Source organism: Lysobacter capsici, assembly GCF_014779555.2.
Classification (GTDB): Bacteria; Pseudomonadota; Gammaproteobacteria; order Xanthomonadales; family Xanthomonadaceae; genus Lysobacter; species Lysobacter capsici.
In genome coordinates this window covers 5,597,412-5,618,884 of sequence record NZ_CP094357.1, presented here as the reverse complement: position 1 = coordinate 5,618,884, position 21,473 = coordinate 5,597,412, and the positions used below count along the sequence as shown (strand labels likewise).

The window sequence follows — 21,473 nt, the reverse complement described above, 5'->3', positions numbered from 1 at the left end:
TTCAGCCCCATTCTTGACCCCATCGAATCAGGTTCGATCATCGCAATCGAGCCGGCGATGGATTACCACGAACGACAAGACGCGGCGCGAGCGTGCCGCGAACCGGCTCTTCTGAGTCGGTCCTCATGGATCGGTTACGGCGGTCACTCCCGCTGAGCCATGCCTATGAATCGGCTTGGATGACTCGGCCTAAATGCATGGCCTAGATAAGTCGGTCTAAATGAAGCGGCCCAGATGAAGCGGCCTGAGTGAATCGGCTTGGATAAGGCGGTCAACACGAACCGCTTCCGCATCATCGGCTCACGACGCAATCACGACATCGCCCATGCCTGCGCGTATCCGCTGGCGATGGACTCGTCGCGAAACGCCAGCGCATGCGAACATCGCGCGGATCCGGGCGAGACACTCGATCGCATGCCCGCCGCCAGCGCCCCGTCGCGACCCGCGATCGCAGTCAGCGAAAGAACGCGCGTAATACCGCGTCCGCCTCGCGCAATCCCGGCGCCGCGTCGTCGGGCGGAGGCAGCAGGACGAAGCGACAGCTCGGCAGGCTCGGCAAGCGCGTGGAACGCGCGATCGCCAATCCCGGCGCGATCGACGAAGTATTCAGGCACCCCAGACCCAGCCCGGCGCGCAGCGCCGCCTGCACACCGGCGACGCCGCTGCCGATATGCGCGATCCGGTGCCCGACCCGCTGCTGCTGCAAACGCCGCACCGCGGTCTGGTGCAGGCTGCAACTGGCCGGCAGCAGGATCAACGGCAGCTCGGATTCGCCGCGCAAATCCAGGCCGGGCGCGGCCACCCAGGCCAGCGGTTCGCGTCGCAGCACGTCGCCGCGGTCGCGTTGGCGGCTTTGCGCGGGGGTTTCGAGGTCCATGGTCAGGGCCAGATCGAAACCGCCTTCGGCATGCGTCCGAGCGAGCGCCGCGCTCTGGCCCATCGTCACCTGCAACTGCAGTTGCGGGCAGTGGCGGGCGAGATGGCCGAGCAGGGCGGCGATCTCGTCGGGCCGGAAGTAATCGCTGATCGCCAGCCGCACCTGCGTGCGATGCAGTTCGCGGCGTACGTCGTGCAGCGCCAGCTCGCCGAGCGCGAGCATCTGCCGCGCATGCCCGAGCAGGCGCTCGCCGGCCGGCGTCGGCACGACTCCGTTGCGCGAACGCAGCAACAGCGGCGCGCCGGCCGCCAGTTCGAGCTTCTGGATCTGTTCGCTGATCGCCGACTGCGAGCGGAACACCCGGCCGGCGCCGCCGGAAATGCTGCCGGCGTCGGCGACCGCGACCAGGGCGCGGAGCTGTTCCAGATCGAGGCTGCGCATGGGGGCTCCGGCTATCGGTCAGGCCGATGGATGGGATCAGATCTTCCCGCTATTCCGATGGCTGTGGCAAGCCTAATCTGGACCTGCATCCCGGGGCCGAGTCATGCCGGCCCGCCTCAGAGCCCGCCGCCATGCCGCACCTGAACCTGCAACTGTCCGGATCGCCGAACCCCGACCTCAGCCGCCGCGCCGCGGCCTTGATCGCCGACCTCACCGTCGAGGTGCTGGGCAAGCCGCGCGAGTTGATCGCGATCGCGATCCATTACGTCGACCGCGCGCACTGGTTCATCGATGGGCGTCCGCTGGCCGAGTGGAACCGCGACGCGTTTCATCTGGACATCAGCATCACCGACGAAACCAACACCAAGGGCGAGAAAGCGCGCTATCTGCAGCAGGTGCATGCGCAGCTGTCGGCGCTGATCGGCGAGGTGCACGAGACGTCCTACATCCATGTGATCGACGCGCGTGCGGCGGCTTATGGTTATGGCGGGCTGACCCAGGAGCGTCGCTATCAGCTCGCCCAACTGGGCGCGAAGGACTGATCGCGCGGATCGGCGCGGGCGCGACGATTCAGCCGATTCCGGTCTTCCGCGCCGCATCGTTGCGGGCGATCGCGAGGTCCGTCAGGCCGAACAGGCGACCAGGCCGACTCAGCCCCGATCGCCCAGCGCCACCTGCGCCCGCAACCAATCGCGCAAGGCCCGCGCCTGCGGGCTCGGGTTCGCATCGGCATGCACGAACCAATGCGGATGGCCCTGCAGCGCCGGCCCGAACGGCTGCACCAGCGTGCCCGCGGCGAGGTCGTCGGCGACCAGGGTCAGGCTCAGCAGGGCCACGCCGTGGCCGGCGATCGCCGACTGGATCGCGTGGCTTTCGTCGGTGAAGCGCAGCCCGGCGTCGACATCGAGCCCGTCCAGCCCGGCCTGCAGGCACCAGCCGCGCCAGGTCGGCGAATCCTGGGTCGGGTGCCGCCATTCCGAATGCAGCAGGGTGTGCCGGCGCAGATCGTCGGGGTCGCGCAGGTCCAGGCGCGGGCTGCACACCGGCGCGAAGCGGTTGTCGATCAACGGTTCGGCGACCAGGCCCGGATAGGGCCCGCGGCCGTAGCGGATCGCCGCGTCGGCGACGCCGGCGTGCAGATCGACCGGATCGTCGGAGGCGTGCAGGCGCAGGTCCAGGTCCGGATACGCGGCATGGAACGAGGCCACCCGCGGCACCAGCCATTTCGCGGTGAACGACAAGGTCGCCGAGATCGTCAGCGCCTGCCGCCGCGGCCGCGCGGTCAGTTCGGCGATCGCCTGGGCGAAGGCATCGAAGCCGTCGCGCAGCACCGGGTACAGCCGTTCGGCCTCGGCGGTCGGCCGCACCCGCCGGGTCTCGCGCTCGAACAGGCGCAGGCCGAGCTGCGCTTCCAGCGCACGGATCTGGTGACTGATCGCGGTCGGGGTGACCGACAACTCCTCGGCGGCGCGCTTGAAGCTGCGCAGCCGGGCCGCGGCCTCGAAGGCGCGCAGGGTGCCCAGCGGGGGCAGGCGGCGTCCGCTCATGGATGAAATTTACTCATGCGTTGGCTGAGAAATCGGAGTTTGTCGGGCCGGGTGGCCAGATTCAACATGTGCTTATACCGCCGATCGCTGCATCGACAGCAATAAGCGCTCATCCATCAACGACCCGGACCCGCCCATGACCCGCCTTCTGCACATCGACGCCAGCGCCCGCCTGCACGGCTCGGACACTCACGCCCACGGCTCGCACAGCCGCCGCCTGAGCCAGCGTTTCGTCCGCGGCTGGCGCGAACTCAACCCCGGCGACGAAATCGTCGTGCGCGACGTCGGTCTCGCGCCGCCGACCCCGGTCAGCGACCGCTGGATCCACGCCGCGTTCACCCCGCCGGCCCGGCGCGAGCCGTGGATGACGCAGGTGCTGGCCGAAAGCGACGGTCTGGTCGACGAGTTGCTGGCCGCCGACCTGATCGTCGCCGGCGTGCCGATGTACAACTTCGGCGTGCCGGCGCCGTTCAAGGCCTGGATCGACAACGTGGTGCGGGTCGGCCGCACCTTCGGCTTCGACCGTCAGCGCGAAGGCGAGCCGTACTGGCCGATGCTCAGCGACGCCGGCAAGACCCTGGTGCTGCTCAGCTCGCGCGGCGACTACGGCTACGGCGCCGGCGAACGGCTGGCCCACATCAACCATGTCGAACCGGCGGTGCTGACCCCGATGCGCTACCTCGGCATCACCGACAGCCACGGCGCGGCGGTGGAGTACGACGAATTCGGCGGCGAGGATCTGCGCGCCTCGATCGAACGCGCCGAAGCGCAGGTGGACGCGTTGGTGCAACGGCTTTCGCGCGAACGCGCGACCCGGGCCGCCGCGTGACCAATCGCGGGCGATCCGCGCGCGCGTGATCGGCGAGGTCCGGCACGGCCCGGGCTTGGACTTTTCACCGCCCGGACCTAAGGTGGGCGACCGGATCGCGTCGCCCGCCGCGATCGCCGTCGTGCGAGAACCGACCGATGACACCGCCGTGTTGAGAACCGTGTGCGCCACCCGTTACGTCACCCCGCTGCGCGAGGGCGGCTCGCTGCCGGCCGTGGTCGAGGCCGACGACGACGGGTTGTACGTGATGAAGTTCCGCGGCGCCGGACAGGGCCGCAAGGCGCTGATCGCCGAAATCGTCGGCGGCGAACTCGCGCGCCGGCTCGGCCTGCCGGTGCCCGAGATCGTGCTGATCGAACTCGACCCCGACATGGCGCGGACCGAACCCGACCCGGAAATCCAGCACCTGATCCGCGAAAGCGCGGGCCTCAATCTCGCCCTCGATTACTTGCCCGGCTCGGTCAACTACGACCCGCTGGTGGATCGGCCGAACGCGGAACTGGCTTCGCGCATCGTCTGGTTCGATGCGTTCGTGACCAATGTCGACCGCACGCCGCGCAACACCAACATGCTGCTGTGGCACCGTCGCCTGACCCTGATCGATCACGGCGCGGCGCTGTACTTCCATCACAACTGGGCCGGCGCGGCCGATGCCGCGGCGAGCCGTTTCGCGCCGATCAAGGACCACGTGCTGCTGCCGCTGGCCGACCGGCTCGCCCAGGTCGACGAGGCCCTGGCCGCGCAGATCACCCCGCAACTGGTGCAGGCCATCGTCGACCTGATCCCCGACAGCTGGCTGATCGACGAACCCGGTTTCAGCGACGCGGACGCACACCGCCGCGCCTACGCCGACTACCTCAACCGCCGCGTGCGTGCGCCGCGCGCTTTCGTCGAGGAGGCGCTGCATGCCCGTTCGCTCCAGCTATGACTATGCGGTGATCCGCGTGGTGCCGCGGGTCGAGCGCGAGGAATTCGTCAACGTCGGCGTGCTGGTGTCGTGCCCGCAGGCCAAGTTGCTGGTCGCCGGCATCGAACTCGACCCGCGGCGCCTGCTCGCGCTCGATCCCGATGTCGACATCGACGCGGTGCGCCTGCATCTGCAGGCGATCGAGAAGATCTGCGCAGGCGGCGTCGATTCCGGCCCGATCGGCCAGCTGCCGCCGCGCGCGCGTTTCCATTGGCTGACCGCCAAGCGCAGCTCGATCATCCAGCTCTCGCCGGTGCACACCGGACGCTGCCTGCAGGCCGATGCGATCGTCGAGCATCTGTTGCAGCGGATGGTGCGGGTGGCCGCGCCGCGCGATTGAAGCTTCGAATGAGCGAGGCGTCGGCGCGTCAAGGCCGCATCGATCGGAACAAGGGCGCAGCGGATGAAATCGGCACAACTCGATAGACGGGATCGTATCGCCGGCGGCCTGGTCGGCCTGCTGGTGGGCGACGCGCTGGGCGTGCCTTACGAATTCCATCCGCCTCGGGAGATTCCGCCTGCCGGCGATATCGAGTACACGCCGCCGCCTGGATTCGACCGTTCGCACAAGTCGGTTCAACCGGGCACATGGTCGGACGACGGCGCGCAGGCGCTTTGCCTGCTCGAATCGCTACTCGAATGCGATCGTCTGGATCTCGACGATTTTGCGCGGCGTCTGGTGCGCTGGTACGACGACGGGCATCTGGCCGTGGATGGCGTGGTGTTCGATGTCGGCGTGGCAACCGGCCGCGCCTTGCTCGCACTGCGTGCCGGCGCGTCGCCGTTGGCCGCCGGACACCGCGATGGCGAGCACAGCAGCCATGGCAACGGCGCGTTGATGCGCTCGCTGCCTCTGGCGCTGTGGCATCAAGGTAGCGATGCCGAGCTGGTGGGCGATGCGCGACTGCAGTCGTGCGTCACCCACGGGCATATGCGCTCGCAGGTGTGTTGCGCGCTGTATTGCCTGTGGGCCCGGCGGATATTGCAGGCCGCGGACGATCCGTGGCGCGATGCGGTGACGACCCTGCGCGCGCTATGGGTCGATGACGCTCAGGCGCTGGAAGAGTTGGAGTGGTCGTTGCGGCCGGACGAACCGGCCATCGGCCAAGGTTCGGGCTATGTGGTCGACAGCTTGCGTTCGGCGCTCTGGGCATCGTCGCTGCCGACCTACGAGCAAGTGGTGCGGGCCGCCATCGGCCTGGGGCGCGATACCGACACGACGGCCTGCATCGCCGGTGGGGTGGCCGGTTTGCGCGAGGGTATCGCGGCGATACCCGAACGTTGGGCACCGGTTTGCGCGGCGGTGGGTTGTACCGGCCCTTGCTGGATCGGCTGCTGGCGAGGGTGGGGCAGGAATAAGCCGCGGCCACCGGCCGACCGCGTTTCGCCTCGACGGCTATCGAGCGAGCGCCGACGCCGACCTTGCCGTACTCGTGCATCGTCCCTATGTTTCACAGGCCCAGGCCGTCCGGCCGCGGCATCGTGCGGCAGGAGCGAGCGAAGCGATATGACCCAGAGCGATACGACCGAGCAGGGAACGAATCTCTTCGACGATGCGCGCGACGCATCCGATCTCAAGCGCGCGGTCGCGCTGCTGGAAACCCCGTCGCTGACCGCGCGCATGGCCGCGCTGGCCGGGGCGCCGATCGAATTCGGCATGTCCAAGCTGCCGAAGTTCGCGCACCGCGGCATTCAGAAGACCGTGCACGCGGCCTTGCACAAGGCGGCCTCGGCGGCGTTGTGGACGGTCAAGGACGTGCCGAACAAGGGGTCGTCGACCAAGACCCACAAACTCGCCGCGGCGGCGTCGGGCGTGGCCGGCGGGATGTTCGGCGCGCTCGGATTGACCCTGGAGCTGCCGGTCACCACCGTGATCATGATGCGTTCGGTCGCCGACATCGCCCGCAGCGAAGGTTTTTCGGTGTCCGAGCCGTGGGTGCAGGCGGCGTGCGTGGAGGTGTTCGCGTTCGGCGGCAACAGCAAGGACGACGATGCGTCGGAGTCGGGCTATTACGCCTCGCGCGGCGTGTTGTCGGAGTTGACCAAGAACGCCACGCGCGAGCTGGTGCATCTGGCCGGGCATCGCGGCGCGGAACAGGTCACCCATGCTTATGCCAAGAAACAGGGCGCGGCGTGGATGGCCAAGCTGATCGACGCGGTGGCCACGCGCTTCGGCGTGATCATCACCGAAAAGACCGCCGCGCAGCTGGTGCCGGTGATCGGCGCGGCGACCGCGGCGACGATGAATGTGTTGTTCACCAATCACTACCAGGACATGGCGCGCGGGCATTTCATCGTCAAGCGGTTGGAGCGCAAGTACGGCGCGCAGGCGGTGGAGCGGGCGTATCGGCAGGTCAAGGCGGGCGAGGGCGCGTTGCCTGCGTTGCAGCACGGCGGCGAGTGAGGCGGCGATCCGGGCGCGTGGCGTCGGCGCGCAAGCCGCTCTCGCGGGAAAGGTCGGGCGTTCGCTGAGACTCCACGCAGCCCTTCCGACATTCGCGTCGGCAGCATGCGAAGCGGTGGTTGTGGCAGCGACTTCAGCCCGGACGCTTGTTCCCGGATTACCGCGAACCCATAAGCCTCACTGACCGCCGCGCAGCACCAGCGTCGTGCGCGTTCCGCGCTCGGCCTTGTCGAAGCGCAGGTTCCAGCCCAGGTGTTCGCACAGGCGCGAGATCAGGTCCAGGCCGATGCCGCCGCCTTCGCGGCCGCCGCGCGCGACCCGGGTGTAGATCTCGCTGATTTCCTCCGGGGTCATGCCGTGGCCCGGGTCTTCGATTACCACGGTGGCTTCGGGTTCCAGCCGCACGGTGATCTCGCCGCGGTCGCTGTTCTCGATCGCATTGCGCAGCAGGTTGCCGATCGCGGCCTGCACGATCGGCAGCGGCGCGACGATTTCGCACGGGCTGATCGGCGCCAGCGTCACGGTCAGGTCCTTGTCGCGGGTCAGATGGCGATGGTCCTCGATGATTTCCGGCAGCAGCTGATCCAGCGAAAAGCGGTCGCTGCTCGCGGTCAGGCGCTTGGGGTCCTTGGCCAGCACCAGCAGCAGCGAAATCAGTTGCTCGACATCGCGCGCGGTGCGATGGATGCGGCCGAGCTGGTTGCGCGTGGCCGGCGACAGGTCGGGCTGGTCGAGCGCGATTTCGGTCGAGCCGGCGATCACCGCGATCGGCGTGCGCAGTTCGTGGCTGGCGCTGTCGATGAAGGCGCGTTCGCGCGCGACGAAGCGGTCGTGGCGCTCGACGTAATCGTTGACCGCGTCGGCGATCACGACCAGTTCCGAGCTCGCCGACTCGGGCACGTCGATGCGTTGGCCGGCGCGATCGGGCTGCAAGGTGCCGATGCGCCGGGCCATGTTGCTCAGCGGCCGCACCAGCCGATGCACGCCCCAGCCGATCACCGCGCACAGCAGCAGCAAGGTGGTGATCGCCGAGCCGGCGATGGTCAGGGCGAGATCGAACTCGCGGTGCTCCATGTCGTCGATGTCGAGCGCCAGGGTCAGGCGGCGGCCGTCGACGTCGCGCACCAGCGCGACATACTCGGTGCCGTGGACCACGATCTCGTCGTGGACGCCCGGTTCCAGCGAACGCAGCTCGGGCGGCGGCGGCCGGGTGGCGTCGTCGTACAGGTTCAGCGCCTGGGTGTCGGTCCAGCGGTAATCCGGATCCAGGCGGCTGCGCTCGACGAAATGGTCGAGCTCGGTGTCCATCAGCGAGGTCCAGACCAGATGCTCGGCGTGTTCGTTGACGATCACGCCCTGCACGACCACCGCGATCGACAGCAGCGCGGTGTAGCCGAACAGGCCCAGCAGGATGCGATTGCGCAGGCTCGAGCGCGCGTTGCGCGCGGTCGGCGTGGCGGTCGCGGAGCCGTTCGGTATGGGATCAGCCGGCGTCGTCATCGCTCGCGGGGTCCGCGGCCGGCGGGATCGCGAGCCGGTAGCCCACGCGCGGCAAAGTCTGGATCAGCTTGATCGGATAAGGGCCGTCGACCGCGCGGCGCAATTCGTAGATATGCGAGCGCAGCATGTCGCCGTCGGGCGGGCTGTCGCCCCACAAGGCCTGTTCCAGGCGTTCGCGGGTGACCGCGCCGGGGCTGGACTGCAGCAGCACTTCCAGCAACTTGCGGCAGGCCGGGTACAGGTGCAGGGCGCGGCCGCCGCGGCTGACTTCCAGCGTGGTCAGGTCGAGCTTGAGGTCGGCGACCTGCAGCACCCGGCTGCGGCCGCGGCCGGCGGCGCGCGCGGCCAGCGCTTCCAGCCGCACTTCCAGTTCGGGCAGGGCGAAGGGCTTGGTCAGGTAGTCGTCGGCGCCGGCGCGGAAACCGGCGATCTTGTCGGGCAGTTCGTCGCGCGCGGTCAACATCAGCACCGGCACGTCCGAACCGGCTTCCTCGCGCAGACTGCGCAGCACTTCGCGCCCGTCCAGGCGCGGCAGCATCCAGTCCAGCACGATCGCGTCGTAACGCTGGGTCACCGCCAGGTGCAGGCCGGTCGGGCCGTCGGGCGCGGCGTCGAGGGTGTAGCCGCGCGCTTCGAAATAATCGAAGAGGTTGGCGACCAGGCTGCGGTTGTCTTCCACCACCAACAGGCGCATGCGCCGAGTTCTCCATGCCGCGGGAGCGGCGATTGCGATAGTGCCCCATCCGCGGGGCCGCTGGGGTTCCCCCATCGGAACAGTCCGGATCGGGTCCGGCGATGGTCCGCGCCGACGACGGCATGGAACCAAACCGCCAGCTTGCGGGCGCGAGCGTCGGAGCCTTGTCGGAATCTGGCGGAGATTCAGCCAGGCGGGTCCGATCGGCGCCCAAGGCTGAACGATCAGCCACACGATTTACGCGCGCCGAGTGCTTTTAACGAAGCCGCAACCCCGCTCCGACCGCTCTCCGACAGCGCCGTTTCGATCATCGCCGCATCCGGTTCCACGACGTCCATGTGTTGCACCGGTTCCCTGATCGCCTTCGAGCCCGCTGCCGTCGATGAACCGTTCCGCTTCCTGGCCCCGCCCGACGGTGGCCACTTCGCCCGCCTTGCCCGGCTTCGCGCCGCGGCTGTCGTACGGGTGGTCGTCCCGGGTGTTCCTGCGGCGGCATGCGCTGTGGCCGCTGCTGGCGTGGCTGGCGCTGTCGCTGCTGAGCATGGGCCTGGGCGGCGACTTCTGGCTCGCCGATCGGTTGTACGCCTGGCAGGGCGGGCACTGGAGCCTGCAGAACGCATTCCTGACCGAGCACGTGATCCACCGCTTCGGCCGCGACGCCAGCACCGCCGCGTGGATCGGCGTGTTCGCGCTGTGGCTGTTCGCCCGCGGCCGTCCGGCGCTGGCGCACTGGCGCCGGCCGCTGGCCTATCTGCTGCTGTCGACCCTGATCGCGATCGTGCTGGCGTCGGGGCTCAAGTCGCTGACCAACATGGACTGCCCCTGGGACCTGAGCCGCTACGGCGGCGACCGCGCGTTCTTCGGCTTGTTCGATGCGCGACCGGCCGCGCTCGCGCGCGGCGTGTGCTTCCCCGCCGGCCACGCCAGCGCGGGCTATGCCTGGGTCGCCTTGTACTTCTTCTTCCTGATGCTGCGGCCGCGCCTGCGCTGGGCCGGGCTCGCGATCGGTCTGGGGACCGGCTTGTTGTTCGGCTTCGCCCAGCAGTTGCGCGGCGCGCATTTTCTTTCGCACGACGTGTGGACGCTGGCGATCAGCTGGTTCGTCGCGCTCGCGCTGTATCTGGCGATGGCCCGGCGCGAGGCGCCGATGGCCGTGCGCGATGCGCTGCCGCTGCTGGGAGGCGCCGCGCGATGAACGTCATTGCACGCACCCAGCTGCGTTGGCCGGCCTGGTTCTCGTATCGGCCCGAATTCGGCGTCGACGCGGTGGTGCTGATGGCCAGCGTCTACTTCGCGCTATGCGCCAACAGCGCGTTCTGGCGCGCGACCGCGGCGGCCGGCGTACTTAGCGGCATGCACGGCGCCTGGGTCGCGGTCTGCGTGTTCGTGGCGGTGGTGGCGATCACCTTCCTGCTGCTGGGCATATTGCTCAATCGATGGACGCTGAAGCCATTGCTGACGGTGTTGCTGCTGGTCAGCGCGGGCGCCGCGTATTTCATGAGCCACTACGGCGTCTACATGGACACCGGCATGATCCGCAACGTGCTGCAGTCCGACACCAAGGAATCGCGCGAGCTGATCACCGGCGGCATGCTGTTTTCGGTGCTGCTGTACGGACTGCTGCCGGCGTCGCTGCTGTGGCGGGTGCGGCTGAAGACCCGCGCGCTGGGCCGCGCGCTGCTGATCCGGGTGGGCTTGCTGCTCGCCTCGCTGGTGATCGCCGGGCTGGCCTTGCTGGGTTCGTACCAGGACGTGTCCTCGCTGCTGCGCAATCACAAGGAAGTCCGTCATCTGGTCACGCCGGCGAATTATCTGGTCTCGCTGACTCGCGTGGCGCTGGACGACTCGGCCTCGCGCGTGCGCGGCCGCACGCCGATCGGCACCGATGCGCGCGTGGCCGCGCGGCCGGCGGGCAGCAAGCCGCGCCTGCTGGTGATCGTGGTCGGCGAAACCGTGCGCGCGCAGAACTGGGGCTTGAACGGTTACGCGCGCCAGACCACGCCGGAACTGGCGCGGATCGCGCCGATCAATTTCCCCGACATGACCGCGTGCGGCAGCAGCACCGAGGTGTCGGTGCCGTGCATGTTCTCGCCGTACGGCCGCGAGAATTACAACAAGGACCGCATCCAGGGCTCGGAGTCGTTGCTCAACGTGCTCGAGTACGCCGGCATACATACTCTGTGGCGCGACAACCAGACCGGCTGCAAGAACGTGTGCAAGGACCTGGCGTTCGAGTCGTTCGAACACGGCACCGATCCCAAGTTCTGCACCGCCGAAGGCTGTTTCGACGAAGTCATGCTGCAAGGCCTGCGCGAGCGCATCGACGCCAAGCCCGGCGACGCGGTGGTGATCCTGCACCAGCTCGGCAACCATGGGCCGAGCTATTACCTGCGCTATCCGCAGCGCCTGCGCCGTTACACCCCGACCTGCGAAACCAGCGAGCTGGGCCAGTGCAGCCAGCAGCAGATCGTCAACGCCTACGACAACGCGGTGCTGGCCACCGACGAATTCCTGGCGCGCACGATCCGTTACCTGGCCCAGGACAGCTCGCGCGACACCGCGATGATTTATCTGTCCGATCACGGCGAGTCGCTGGGCGAGAACGGTCTGTACCTGCACGGCGTGCCGTACGCGATCGCGCCCAAGACCCAGACCCGGGTGCCGATGGTGATGTGGTTCTCGCCGGGCTTCAGCGCCGCGCGCGGCCTGGACCTGCGCTGCCTGCGCGACGAAGCGGCCAGGCCGGCGAGCCAGGACAACCTGTTCCACTCGGTGCTGGGCCTGATGCAGGTCAACACCCGGGTGTATGAGAAGCGCAAGGACCTGTTCGCGCCGTGTCAGCGGGGCGCGACGGCGCAGGGCTGATCGTTCGCCGCCGATATTCGCCGCGGCGCGAAGGCCGTTTGCGTGGGCGGTGTAACGGCTGTGGCCCGACGCGGCGCGATCTGAAACAAAGCGTCGGGGCCTAAGCTCTTTCTCATCGCAGGCTTCGGGCTGCGGCACGCCGTCGCCGCAATCGGGCTCGATTCAACTCGCGCCCCACCAGCGCCGATGCAGTACGCGCCGATGGCTGTAACGCAGCCAGCGGCGCACCTCGTTCTCGTTGGCGCGCTGCGGGTACGGCCAGGTCGCGGCCTGCGTGTTCGGCGAGATCCAGTCGTCCTGCCGCCACAACGCGTCGACGCAGGCGAAATAGCCGTGGTTGACCAGCACCTCGAACTCCGGATCGAGGAAGCGGTCGAGGTCGGTGCGGATTCGTCCGATCACCTCGCGCACCAGCGCCGGGCTGTAACCATCGGCGCCTTCGTCGCGGTCGCCGGTCAGGCCCCAGTACGCGCCGATCATCGCGCCGCTGCCGGCCTGGCCGAAGAACAGGCGCTTGCGCAGCGCTTCGGCCTGGTTGCTCATCACCTGGGTGTAGCGCATCAGCTTTTGCAGCCACCAGCGCTTGCTTTCGAACACGAACGGCCCGCCCGCGTCGGACACCAGCACTTCGCGGTAGCGGCGCAGACTCGGTTCGGTGGCCAGGTTGTCGTAGACGCCGCCGTCGCTGAGTTCGATCCGCGAGCGCAACAGCGGCGCATCGTCGCCTTGGTAATTGCCGCGCTGATAGTCGCCGGGCGCGGCTTCGAAGCGCACCGGGCCGAATACCGGCGGGAACGACGACGAGGCCGCGACCGCGGCGCTCAAGCGCGTGCGCTGAGCGCCGTCGCGCAAATAGCCGGCGAGGTAGTCGCCGACCCGGCGGCGCGAGAATTCCCAGTTCACGCCGAAGGTCAGGTCGGTCGCGCAGAACACGAATGCCGGCGCTTCGGGCAGATCGTCGAGCGTGCGTTCGCCGAGCGCGCGGATGTAGCCGCGTTCGAGCAGGGCGATGCGGTGCCAGGGCGCGAGCCAGTTGTGGGCGAGGGTGGCCAGCACCGGCCAGGTGCGCAGGTCGCGCGCGGCCACGGCGCGGAACGGTTCGACCACGCTCGCGCGGAAATCGATGCGGTCGCTCCAGGCGGCGAAGGATTCGTCGCTGGACGTGCGCGTGTCGAGGTAACGGCAGGCCAGCCAGGCCGAGACGATGCTGCCGCCGGAGACCGAGCTGAATAACGTGGTGCCGGCGAGCAGGCCGGTTTCGTGCAGCCGCAGCAGCGAGCCCAGGTGGAACAGCGCGGCGCGGTAGCCGCCGCCGGACAGGCATAGCGCGCGTCCTGCGCGTTCGGTCGCGCGACTGGTGTCGGCGGCCAGTTCGGCGCGCAGCGCTTCGCGGCGGATGCGCAGACGTTCGAGTTCGACATCGGTGCTTTTCATCGCGGACGCCTCACGGTTTGCGGCGCGGTGGGGGACCGCGCTGGCAGCCGGTTATTGTCCGACAGGGGTGTCGCTTACGCTGCGATTGAGCCCTCACCCCAACCCCTCTCCCGCAAGCGGGAGAGGGGCTTTGATGGCTTCTTCGGTTGTGGGAGAGGCTCGGTGCTGATGTAGGAGCGGCGTGAGCCGCGACCGCGCCAATGAAGCGGCGTCGTCAGCCTGGTTTCGCGGTCGCGGCTTGCGCCGCTCCTACAGGGGATATGACGGGCAAGACGATGTACTCGCCGCGCTGCGGCCTGTGTCGCGCAAGACAGAGGCCGCAGCGCTCGCGCCCGGGCCGGCGCGGTCGCTCAGGCCACCTGCACCAGCGGTTCGCTGGTTGGCGCGGTTGCCGGCGTCGCCGCCTCGTGGCCGCCGCGCAACGGCGGCAGCAGGCCCCACTCCCCTAAGGTTCGCACCGCGGTCGCGTTGCCGTTTTCGGCGCGGATTTTTTCGCCCAGTACGTGCGCCGCTTCGATGCGCTGCGGCTCCAGCGCCTGCGCGATCGCCTGCGCCATCTGCGCGGCGTCGACGATGCGCCGGTCCAGCGCCGGCGGCGCCACGCCCAATTCGTTCATGCGTCGCGCCCAGAACGGTTGGTCGCCGAAGAACGGCACGAACACCGACGGAATGCCGGCGCGCGCGGCCGCCACCGTGGTGCCGGCGCCGCCGTGATGCATCGCCATCGCCATGCGCGGGAACAGCCAGTCGTGCGGCGCGGCTTCGATTACGTAGATCTGATCGTCCATGCGTCCCGGCTCGCGACGTAGACCGCCCCAGCCGGTCGCCAGCACCGCGCGACGGCCGCTCAGGCGCACCGCGTCGACCACGATGTCGGTGAAGGCTTCGGCGTTGTTGGCCAGCATGCTGCCGAATCCGATGTAGATGGGTTTCTCGCCTTCGGCCAGGAAGTCGGTCAGCGACTGCGGCGGTTGCCACTCACCGGCCTGATCGAGGAACCAGCTGCCGGTGACGCAGACCTGTTCGGGCCAGTCGTCGGGCCGCGGCAGGATGTGCCGGCTGTAGCCGTACAACACCCGCATGCGCTCGGGGTCCTTGTCGAAGTACGGGCCGTACCACGGATACAGCGGCAGCTTGAGCTGCGGACGGATCGCGCCGTTGACCGCCGGCTTGAGCGTGTACCAGGCCAGCAGCTTCATCACCGAGAACAACGCCATGTTGGCCCAGCCGGGAAACTCGCGCTTGGACCAGAACGACAGCGGCGAGAGTTTGCGCGACGGCGTGAACGGCTGCAGATGCGCTTGCAGGAACGGCACGTTCTCGGCCTCGCCCAGCGCCTTGGCGAGCTGGGTGACGATGCCGGTGCCGATCAGCAGCGCCGCGCCCTGGCAGGCCGGTCGCGCTTCCTTGGCCCAGGTCGCCGCCCACTCGGCGAATTTCGCCCGCGTGTGCTTGACCAGGAACCAGGGATTGAGCGCCTTGTCGACGGTCTCGGGGTTGTTGGTCAGCAGATCGCTGAAATCGGCGCTGATCGCGCAGAACTCCAGCCCGGCCTCGCGCACCAGCGGCGCGAAGTTGTCGCTGGTGACGATGCGCACCGGATAACCAGCGCGATGCAGCGCCTGGCCCAGGCCGATGCACGGGCGCGCGTCGCCCTGGGTGCCGACGGTGAAGATCACGATCGCGCCGGGCTGGACCGGGCCGTCGACGCTGTGGTCGTTGGCGGCCGGGCCGGCGGCGGGCAGGGCTAAGGTCGGTGCGGACACGTGCGTCTCCTTACGAGTAGGCGGCGATGGCGCGCGGCGCGGCGGCCGCCGGCAAGGGCGATTCCAGGCGTTGCGGCTCGGCCTGCGGCGGTTGCAGGCGCTCGCGCAACAGGCGCGCGATCTGCGCGGCGGCGCGCGGCTCGAGCATGCTCTGGTGATGGCAGTCGATGTCGTGCACGTCGATGCGTCCACCGACGAAGGGCTGCCAGGCCTTGGGGTGGTAGTGCAGCAGGCCGTCGAGGTCGACGTGTTCCTTCAGCCGCGCGTTGAAGAACACCACGTCGGCGTCGATCGCGGTGGGCCGGTAGCGCCGCGCCAGCATCAGGTTGTTGCGGGTCACCGCGGCGACGTTCTCGATCAGGCGCGTATCGGCCTTCATGATTTCCTGCACCAACGGAATCGAGAACACCTCGTATTCCTGACACAGCAGATCGGCCAGGCCGCGCATGTCCTGCGGCGGGTTTTCGCGCGCGCGCTGGTGGAAGCCGAGGAACTTGAGCACGGCCAGCGCCTGCTGCGCCTCGCTGGCATCGGCGTTGTCGGCGACGAAGGGATACGAATCCATCATCGCCAGCAGCTCGACCCGTTCGCCGTTGGCCTGCAACTGCGCGGCGATGGCGTGGCCGATCAGGCCGCCCAGCGACCAGCCGAGCAGGCGGTACGGCCCGTACGGCTGCACCTTGCGCATCTGCGCGATGTAGTCGGCGGCGATTTCCTCGATGCTGCCGGGCAGCGCGCCGCCGCCGCGCAGGCCGCGCGACTGCAAGGCATACACCGGCATGTCGTCGAGGTGGCGCAGCATGCCGGCGTAGGACCAACTGAAGCCGGTGACCGGGTGGATGCAGAACAGCGGCCGGTCGCGCTCGGACGGACGCAGCGACAGCAGCCCGGCAAGCGGATCGTTCTCGCCGCCGTTGCGTTCCAGATGCGCGGCCAGTCCGGCGATGGTGGAGCCTTCGAACAAGGCGCCCAGCGACAGCTCGCTGCCGAAGTGGCGCGGGAATGCCGCGACCAGTTCGGCGGCGCTGAGCGAATCGCCGCCGAGTTCGAAGAAGTTGTCGTGGATGCCGATCTGCTCCAGGCCGAAGATCTGCTGCCAGATCAGCGCGAGCTTGTGCTCGGTTTCGCTGCGCGGCGCCACGTAGCGCGCGCTGCGGCTGCGTTCGGGCGGCGCCAGCGCCTTGCGGTCGAGCTTGCCGCTCGCGCTCAGCGGCAGCGCGGCCAGTTCGCTGTACACGCTGGGCACCATGTAGTCGGGCAGTTTCAGCGCCAGGCGGCGGCGCAGCGCGTCGCTGTCGAGCCGCGCGCCGGGCGCCGGCACCACGTACGCGGCGAGCAAGGCGTGACCGGCCGCGTCGGTGTGCAGCGCGACCGCCGCTTGCGCGACGCTGTCGTCGGCGCCGAGCAGGGTTTCGATCTCGCCCAGTTCGACCCGATGCCCGCGGATCTTGACCTGCTGGTCGGCGCGTCCGAGGTATTCGATCACCCCGTCGTCGCGCCAGCGCGCCAGGTCGCCGGTGCGGTACATGCGCGCGCCGTCGCCGGCGAACGGATCGTCGAGGAAGCGCTCGGCGGTCAGATCGTCTCGGTTGAGATAGCCCTGGGCCACGCAGGCGCCGCCGATGTACAACTCGCCGACGCTCCCGGTCGGCACCGGCTGCCACTGCGAATCGAGCACGTAAGCGCGGGTGTTCAACAGCGGCCGGCCGATCGGCGGCGCGGCACCGTCGGCGACGTCGTGCGCGCTCAGTTCGATCGCGCTGGCCCACACCGTGGTTTCGGTCGGTCCGTACAGATTGGTGACCCGCGCGGCCGCGGCCATCAGGCGCTGGGCGAGTTCCGGCGGCAGCGCTTCGCCGGTCGACAGCGCATGCACGCCGTCCAGGCGCACATCGGGATTGGCCAGCAGCATGCGCCACAACGACGGCGTGGCCTGGACGAAGTTGAGCGCGTGTTCGCCGATCAGGCGGCCGAGCGCGAGCGGGTTGCGGATCACCTCGGCGGTGGTCAGCACGATCCGCGCGCCGACGCTGAGCGGCAGGAACAGCTCGAAGCAGGCGATATCGAACGCGACCGTGGTCTGGGCCAGGAAACGATCGGCCGAGGTCGGCGCGAACAGGCGCTGGGTGGCGAGCAGGAAGTTGCTCAGGTTGCCCTGGCTCACGCGCACGCCCTTGGGCCGTCCGGTCGAGCCTGAGGTGTAGATCAGATACGCGTCGGCATCGGCGTGGGTCTGCGGCAGCGGCACCGCCGCGTCGGCGTCGTAGCGTTCGTCCTGTTCGTGCGCGAACAGCAAGGGCACGCCGTGAGCGCCGAAGGCGTCGGCGAAATTCGCCGTGGTCAGCAGCAGGCTCGGCGCGGCATCGTCCAGGGTCATGGCGATGCGTTCGATCGGCGCTTCCGGATCCAGCGGCAGATAGGCCGCGCCGACCTTCCACACCGCCAGCAACGCGGCGATCAGGATTTCGTCGCGCGGCAACGCGATCGCGACGATCGCGCCGGGCTGCACGCCGCGCGCGATCAGGCGCTGGGCCAGGCGCGTGCTGCCTTCGTCGAGTTCGCGATAGCTCAGGCTGGTGTCGCCGCTGATGACCGCGATCGCGTCGGGCGTGCGCGCGGCCTGCTGCTGGAATTGCGCCAGCGCGGTGGCTTCCGGCAACGGCGCGTCGGTGTCGTTCCAGCCCAGCAGCAGGCGTTCGCGCTCGTCGGCGCCGAGGATGTCGATCGCGCCGAGGGTGGCGTCGGGGTTTTCCAGCACCGCGTCGATCAGCCGCATCAGCCGGCGCAGGTGTTCGTCGAGTTCGGCCGCCGGATACAGGGTCGGGTTGGCGTCGAAATCGAAGCTCAGGCCGTTGCCGTCGAGGCGGTCGAACACGAACACGGTCAGGTCTTCGGCGGTGCCGTTGTGCAGGTTGCGGCCGCTGGCGCGATGACCGCCGAAGCTGCCGTAGTCGTAGGGTTCGATGTTGATGCCGAGCCAGGCCATGTGCTGGTCGGTGTTGACCAGGCCCAGGTCGCGACGCAGATCCTCATAGCGGTACTGCTGATGGCGCAGCGCCGACTTGACCACGCGCGAGACCTGTCCGAACAGCTCGCTCATGCCCATGTCCGGCCGCATCGCCAGTCGGATCGCGACCACGTTGGCGACCATGCCGGGCGTATTGCGCAGCGCGTGATTGACGCGACCGGTCACCGGCATGCCGAACACCAGGTCGTTGGCGCCGCTGGCGCGGTGGTAATAGGCCGCGATCAGCGCGATCAGCACCTGCGGCAGACTGACGCCACAATCGCGCGCGATCTGCGACAGACGCTCGCGCGCATGTTCCGGCACGTGTCCGCTGACCCGGCGCAGGCCGCCGTTGTTGCGCACGCGCCGACGCGCGAGCGTCACCGCTTCGGGCAGGTCGGCGAGTTGTTCCAGCCAGTACTCGCGATCGCGGCGGCAGCGCTCGGACTGGCGATAGCCGGCCTCGGCCTCGACCAGCGAAGCCACCGTGCCGTAGTCGCTGGGCTCGGGCTCGCGGCCTTCGAGGTAGGCGCAATACAGTTCGTTGATGCGCTTGGCCGCCATGCCGCCGCTGAAGCCGTCGTAGACGGTGTGGTGCGCGCGCTGGTACCAGCAGAACAGGTCGTCGGCGAATTTGAACAGCGCGCCGACCCACAGCGGATCGTGGACCAGATCGACCGGCTTGACGATTTCCGCCTGCATCCAGCGCTCGGCCGCGGCGCGCGGGTCGGCGTCCTGGCTCAGGTCGAAGTAGGGGAAATCGAATTCGTAGTGCTCGCGCACGATCTGATAAGGCAGTCCGCCTTGCTCGACGATGCGCACCCGGGTGGCCTCGGCCTCCTGAGTGAATTGACGCAGCGCGCGCAGGAACAAGGCCGGTTCGATCGGCCCGTGGATCTCCACCGCTTCGGCGATGTTCAACGTGGCTTCGACCGAAGCGAGTTTGTGCCCGACCCACAGGCCGCGCTGGGCGGTGGTCAGGGGCAGGCCGGGGGAATGGAGTTCGTTCATTGCGCTTCCTTTGAGCGACCGTGGGGCCGCACGCCGCCGGCGGCCGGCGGACGCTGTCCGACGGCACGTGTGTTCGACGCGCGCGAGCCTGCGGCCAGCTCGTTGTTACGAGTGGCCCCCTCTCCATGTGTCGCGATTCAAATACCGCCATGGCCTGGGCGCAGCGCGCCTGGGCATGACCCTGTCCGTATTGCATCCAGCGCGCTTGCGCGCGAACGGCGGGGCCTGAGTTCTTATTGGTGTGCTGACGGTCCTGCGTGGCGCGTGCTTGGGAGGCGATGCATCTTCGAGAGCGCAGCGTGCGAAAAAGCGGCTCGCTTCCAAAGCGGTGACTCGCAAGTGGCATATCGGCAGTGCCGTTCGCCACCTGCGGAATCAATATCCCCGAGCGCTCAGGCCGTGTCCATCGAGATCGGTGAGAGCCGGATCACAAGTCGAGTATTTACGAAGCGTGCGGTGAGAGCCGGATCACAAGACGGATATGTGAAGCTTTTTATACAGCCATCGACTGTGTCGCGAATAATCCGGACGACCCGTCGGACGTCGCGTTTTTCCCTGAAAAACCGCGTGTTTTCTCGCGCGCTCGCAAGCACGTTGCAGTTCACGGAATGGTTGTGATGATTTCGGATTTGTTTCCGGCGAACGCCGATCGGTTTTCTCGCGCGCGAATGGATTTGTCTCATGCGAATATCGATCGTCGTCGCAAACGCTGGTGAGGAATGGTGAAAATTTATCGCCACGGGAAAATCGGAGCGTTGTCGCGCGGCGATGCGAAGCACGGATGTCCGCGCCGGACATGCCGGTTCGGTCCGGTCCGGACCGGCCACACGGCGCCGGTGAATCGGCTATGATGAGAACCATTCTCATTTGAAAGGTGCCCCCGATGACGACGCTCCGGTCGTCCGCGCTCGCCGTTTCGCCGCCGCCCGTGCCGCCTGCCGCCGCGACCGCGTTGATGGATGCTGCCGAGCGCTTGTTCATCGAACGCGGGGTCGAGCGCGTCGGCCTAGCCGACATCGCCGCGGCCGCCGGCCTGCCGCCGCGCGCGGCGCGCGCGCACTACGCCACCCGCGAGCGGTTGCTGCAGGCCTTGCAGGATCGCTTCGTTAGCGATTACTGCGCGCACCTCGACGCGGCCATGGCGCGCTGCCCGCCGGGCGACTGGAGCGCGCGCCTGCGCACCTTCGTGCGCACCGGCGTCGACGGCTATCTGGATCACGTCGCCTTGCACGACGTGGTCTTTCACGACCAGCGCAGCCACGATCGCCAAGCCTGGCAGGAAAACCCGGTGATCGAGCGGCTGGTCGAGCTGCTCGAAGGCGGGATCGCCGCGCGGGTGTGGGTCGCGCCGGACCCGCGCCTGACCGCGGTGATCTTCTTCACCGCGATGCACAGCGCGGTCGACCGGGTGATCGCCAGCGGCGAGCCGGCCGACCGGCAACGCCTCAGCCAGACCTTGATCGGCTATTTCGAACGCTCGGTGCAGTGGTGGACGCGGTTTTGAACCGCGTCGCGTGTCTTCGCGTTCGTTGGCCCTGCTGAGGCGGCGCCGCGCCGCTCAGGCCGCGCGGGTCTGCGCCAGCAGCTCGGCGATGGTATCGCGCAAGGACGGGTCCAGCGCTTCGAAGAAATCGCCGCCGATCAGCGAGCGCGCCTCGCGCAGCGCGTCCAGCGCCGCGTCGACCTGACCGCTGCGCAGCAAGGCCTGGCCCAGCAGCAGAGTCGCCAGCGGCGCCTGCTGTTGCAGACACCACGCCCTTGCCTCGCGCGCGGCATGGATGCAGGCCGCATCGTTGCCCAACTGGAAATAAGCCTCGGCGACGCCGCTGCGCAACCAGAAGCGGATTTCGTCCCCGGGCAGGCCGGCGTCGGCCAGCGCGATCGCGCGTGCCCAGTGCTGGGCGGCCTGGCGGGGTTGTTCGCTGGCCAGGTAGCCGATCGCCTGATTGGCCAAGTCCAGCACCTGCGACTCGACGTCGTCGAACAGCAACTCGGTGGCGCCGCCGTCGTGGCGAGAGGCGTCGGGGAACGCATTCATATCCATATGCATGAGATGTCCTTGGGGTTCCTTCCTGGAAGCCGGTAGGGCGGTAAAGGGAGCTTGCGTACCAAGTAACGCCGCTTGCGCCGA

At 68.5% G+C, this 21,473-nt stretch carries 16 protein-coding genes; 8 read left to right on the top strand and 8 right to left on the bottom strand.

What is annotated here, in order from left to right; genetic code table 11:
• Positions 1–454: 454 nt before the first annotated feature.
• The gene (locus IEQ11_RS23165; RefSeq protein WP_191823662.1) at positions 455–1,318 is read right to left on the bottom strand and encodes a LysR family transcriptional regulator; all 864 of its coding nucleotides are present in this window, start codon (positions 1,316–1,318) and stop codon (positions 455–457) included.
• A 131-nt stretch (positions 1,319–1,449) separates the two neighbouring features.
• On the opposite strand from IEQ11_RS23165, the gene IEQ11_RS23160 reads away from it, so the two are divergent.
• Positions 1,450–1,860, top strand: coding sequence for a tautomerase family protein (locus IEQ11_RS23160; RefSeq protein WP_191823663.1), 411 nt, complete (start codon positions 1,450–1,452; stop codon positions 1,858–1,860).
• A gap of 108 nt (positions 1,861–1,968) precedes the next feature.
• On the opposite strand, the gene gcvA is transcribed toward IEQ11_RS23160, so the two are convergent.
• Complete coding sequence (gene gcvA / locus IEQ11_RS23155) at positions 1,969–2,865, bottom strand: transcriptional regulator GcvA (protein ID WP_191823664.1); 897 nt, start codon at positions 2,863–2,865, stop codon at positions 1,969–1,971.
• A 136-nt stretch (positions 2,866–3,001) separates the two neighbouring features.
• Here gcvA and IEQ11_RS23150 point away from each other — a divergent pair, with 136 nt between their 5' ends.
• The 4 genes from IEQ11_RS23150 to IEQ11_RS23135 all read left to right on the top strand — a co-directional run bounded on the left by IEQ11_RS23150 (position 3,002) and on the right by IEQ11_RS23135 (position 7,065).
• Positions 3,002–3,694 (top strand): FMN-dependent NADH-azoreductase, encoded by a 693-nt coding sequence (locus IEQ11_RS23150; RefSeq protein ID WP_036110125.1) that lies wholly within the window; start codon positions 3,002–3,004, stop codon positions 3,692–3,694.
• A gap of 151 nt (positions 3,695–3,845) precedes the next feature.
• Positions 3,846–4,622: a HipA family kinase gene (locus tag IEQ11_RS23145; RefSeq protein ID WP_191823670.1), complete on the top strand. Its 777-nt coding sequence runs from the start codon at positions 3,846–3,848 to the stop codon at positions 4,620–4,622.
• On the top strand, positions 4,600–5,001 hold the full coding sequence (locus tag IEQ11_RS23140) for a DUF3037 domain-containing protein (RefSeq protein ID WP_046658217.1): 402 nt from the start codon (positions 4,600–4,602) through the stop codon (positions 4,999–5,001). The genes IEQ11_RS23145 and IEQ11_RS23140 overlap by 23 nt, the downstream gene beginning before the upstream one ends.
• 63 nt (positions 5,002–5,064) lie before the next feature.
• Complete coding sequence (locus IEQ11_RS23135) at positions 5,065–7,065, top strand: ADP-ribosylglycohydrolase family protein (protein WP_228465032.1); 2,001 nt, start codon at positions 5,065–5,067, stop codon at positions 7,063–7,065.
• A 177-nt stretch (positions 7,066–7,242) separates the two neighbouring features.
• Here IEQ11_RS23135 and IEQ11_RS23130 read toward each other — a convergent pair whose 3' ends face one another.
• Together IEQ11_RS23130 and IEQ11_RS23125 are read right to left on the bottom strand one after the other, a co-directional pair.
• Positions 7,243–8,565, bottom strand: coding sequence for a sensor histidine kinase (locus IEQ11_RS23130; RefSeq protein ID WP_191823665.1), 1,323 nt, complete (start codon positions 8,563–8,565; stop codon positions 7,243–7,245).
• Positions 8,549–9,259 carry a response regulator transcription factor gene (locus IEQ11_RS23125; protein WP_036110131.1) on the bottom strand — a complete coding sequence of 237 codons (711 nt, stop codon included), beginning with the start codon at positions 9,257–9,259 and terminating at the stop codon, positions 8,549–8,551. The genes IEQ11_RS23130 and IEQ11_RS23125 overlap by 17 nt, the downstream gene beginning before the upstream one ends.
• 382 nt (positions 9,260–9,641) lie before the next feature.
• Here IEQ11_RS23125 and IEQ11_RS23120 point away from each other — a divergent pair, with 382 nt between their 5' ends.
• Both IEQ11_RS23120 and IEQ11_RS23115 read left to right on the top strand, forming a co-directional pair.
• Positions 9,642–10,454 carry a phosphatase PAP2 family protein gene (locus IEQ11_RS23120; RefSeq protein WP_191823666.1) on the top strand — a complete coding sequence of 271 codons (813 nt, stop codon included), beginning with the start codon at positions 9,642–9,644 and terminating at the stop codon, positions 10,452–10,454.
• Positions 10,451–12,124, top strand: a complete 1,674-nt coding sequence (locus IEQ11_RS23115) for a phosphoethanolamine transferase (RefSeq protein WP_191823667.1) — start codon at positions 10,451–10,453, stop codon at positions 12,122–12,124. Before IEQ11_RS23120 ends, IEQ11_RS23115 begins: the two co-directional genes overlap by 4 nt.
• A gap of 162 nt (positions 12,125–12,286) precedes the next feature.
• Here IEQ11_RS23115 and IEQ11_RS23110 read toward each other — a convergent pair whose 3' ends face one another.
• The 3 genes from IEQ11_RS23110 to IEQ11_RS23100 all read right to left on the bottom strand — a co-directional run bounded on the left by IEQ11_RS23110 (position 12,287) and on the right by IEQ11_RS23100 (position 19,342).
• A complete protein-coding gene (locus tag IEQ11_RS23110; RefSeq protein WP_191823668.1) occupies positions 12,287–13,558 on the bottom strand; it encodes a patatin-like phospholipase family protein in 1,272 nt (423 codons plus the stop codon).
• A gap of 350 nt (positions 13,559–13,908) precedes the next feature.
• The gene (locus tag IEQ11_RS23105) at positions 13,909–15,324 is read right to left on the bottom strand and encodes a glycosyltransferase (protein ID WP_200899863.1); all 1,416 of its coding nucleotides are present in this window, start codon (positions 15,322–15,324) and stop codon (positions 13,909–13,911) included.
• A gap of 10 nt (positions 15,325–15,334) precedes the next feature.
• Positions 15,335–19,342, bottom strand: coding sequence for a non-ribosomal peptide synthetase (locus tag IEQ11_RS23100; RefSeq protein ID WP_191821075.1), 4,008 nt, complete (start codon positions 19,340–19,342; stop codon positions 15,335–15,337).
• Positions 19,343–20,225: 883 nt separating this feature from the next.
• Between IEQ11_RS23100 and IEQ11_RS23095 the strand changes: the two genes are divergently transcribed.
• Complete coding sequence (locus IEQ11_RS23095) at positions 20,226–20,846, top strand: TetR/AcrR family transcriptional regulator (protein ID WP_191821076.1); 621 nt, start codon at positions 20,226–20,228, stop codon at positions 20,844–20,846.
• A gap of 54 nt (positions 20,847–20,900) precedes the next feature.
• Here IEQ11_RS23095 and IEQ11_RS23090 read toward each other — a convergent pair whose 3' ends face one another.
• Positions 20,901–21,392 (bottom strand): hypothetical protein, encoded by a 492-nt coding sequence (locus IEQ11_RS23090; protein ID WP_153019132.1) that lies wholly within the window; start codon positions 21,390–21,392, stop codon positions 20,901–20,903.
• Between the last annotated feature and the right edge of the window lie 81 nt (positions 21,393–21,473).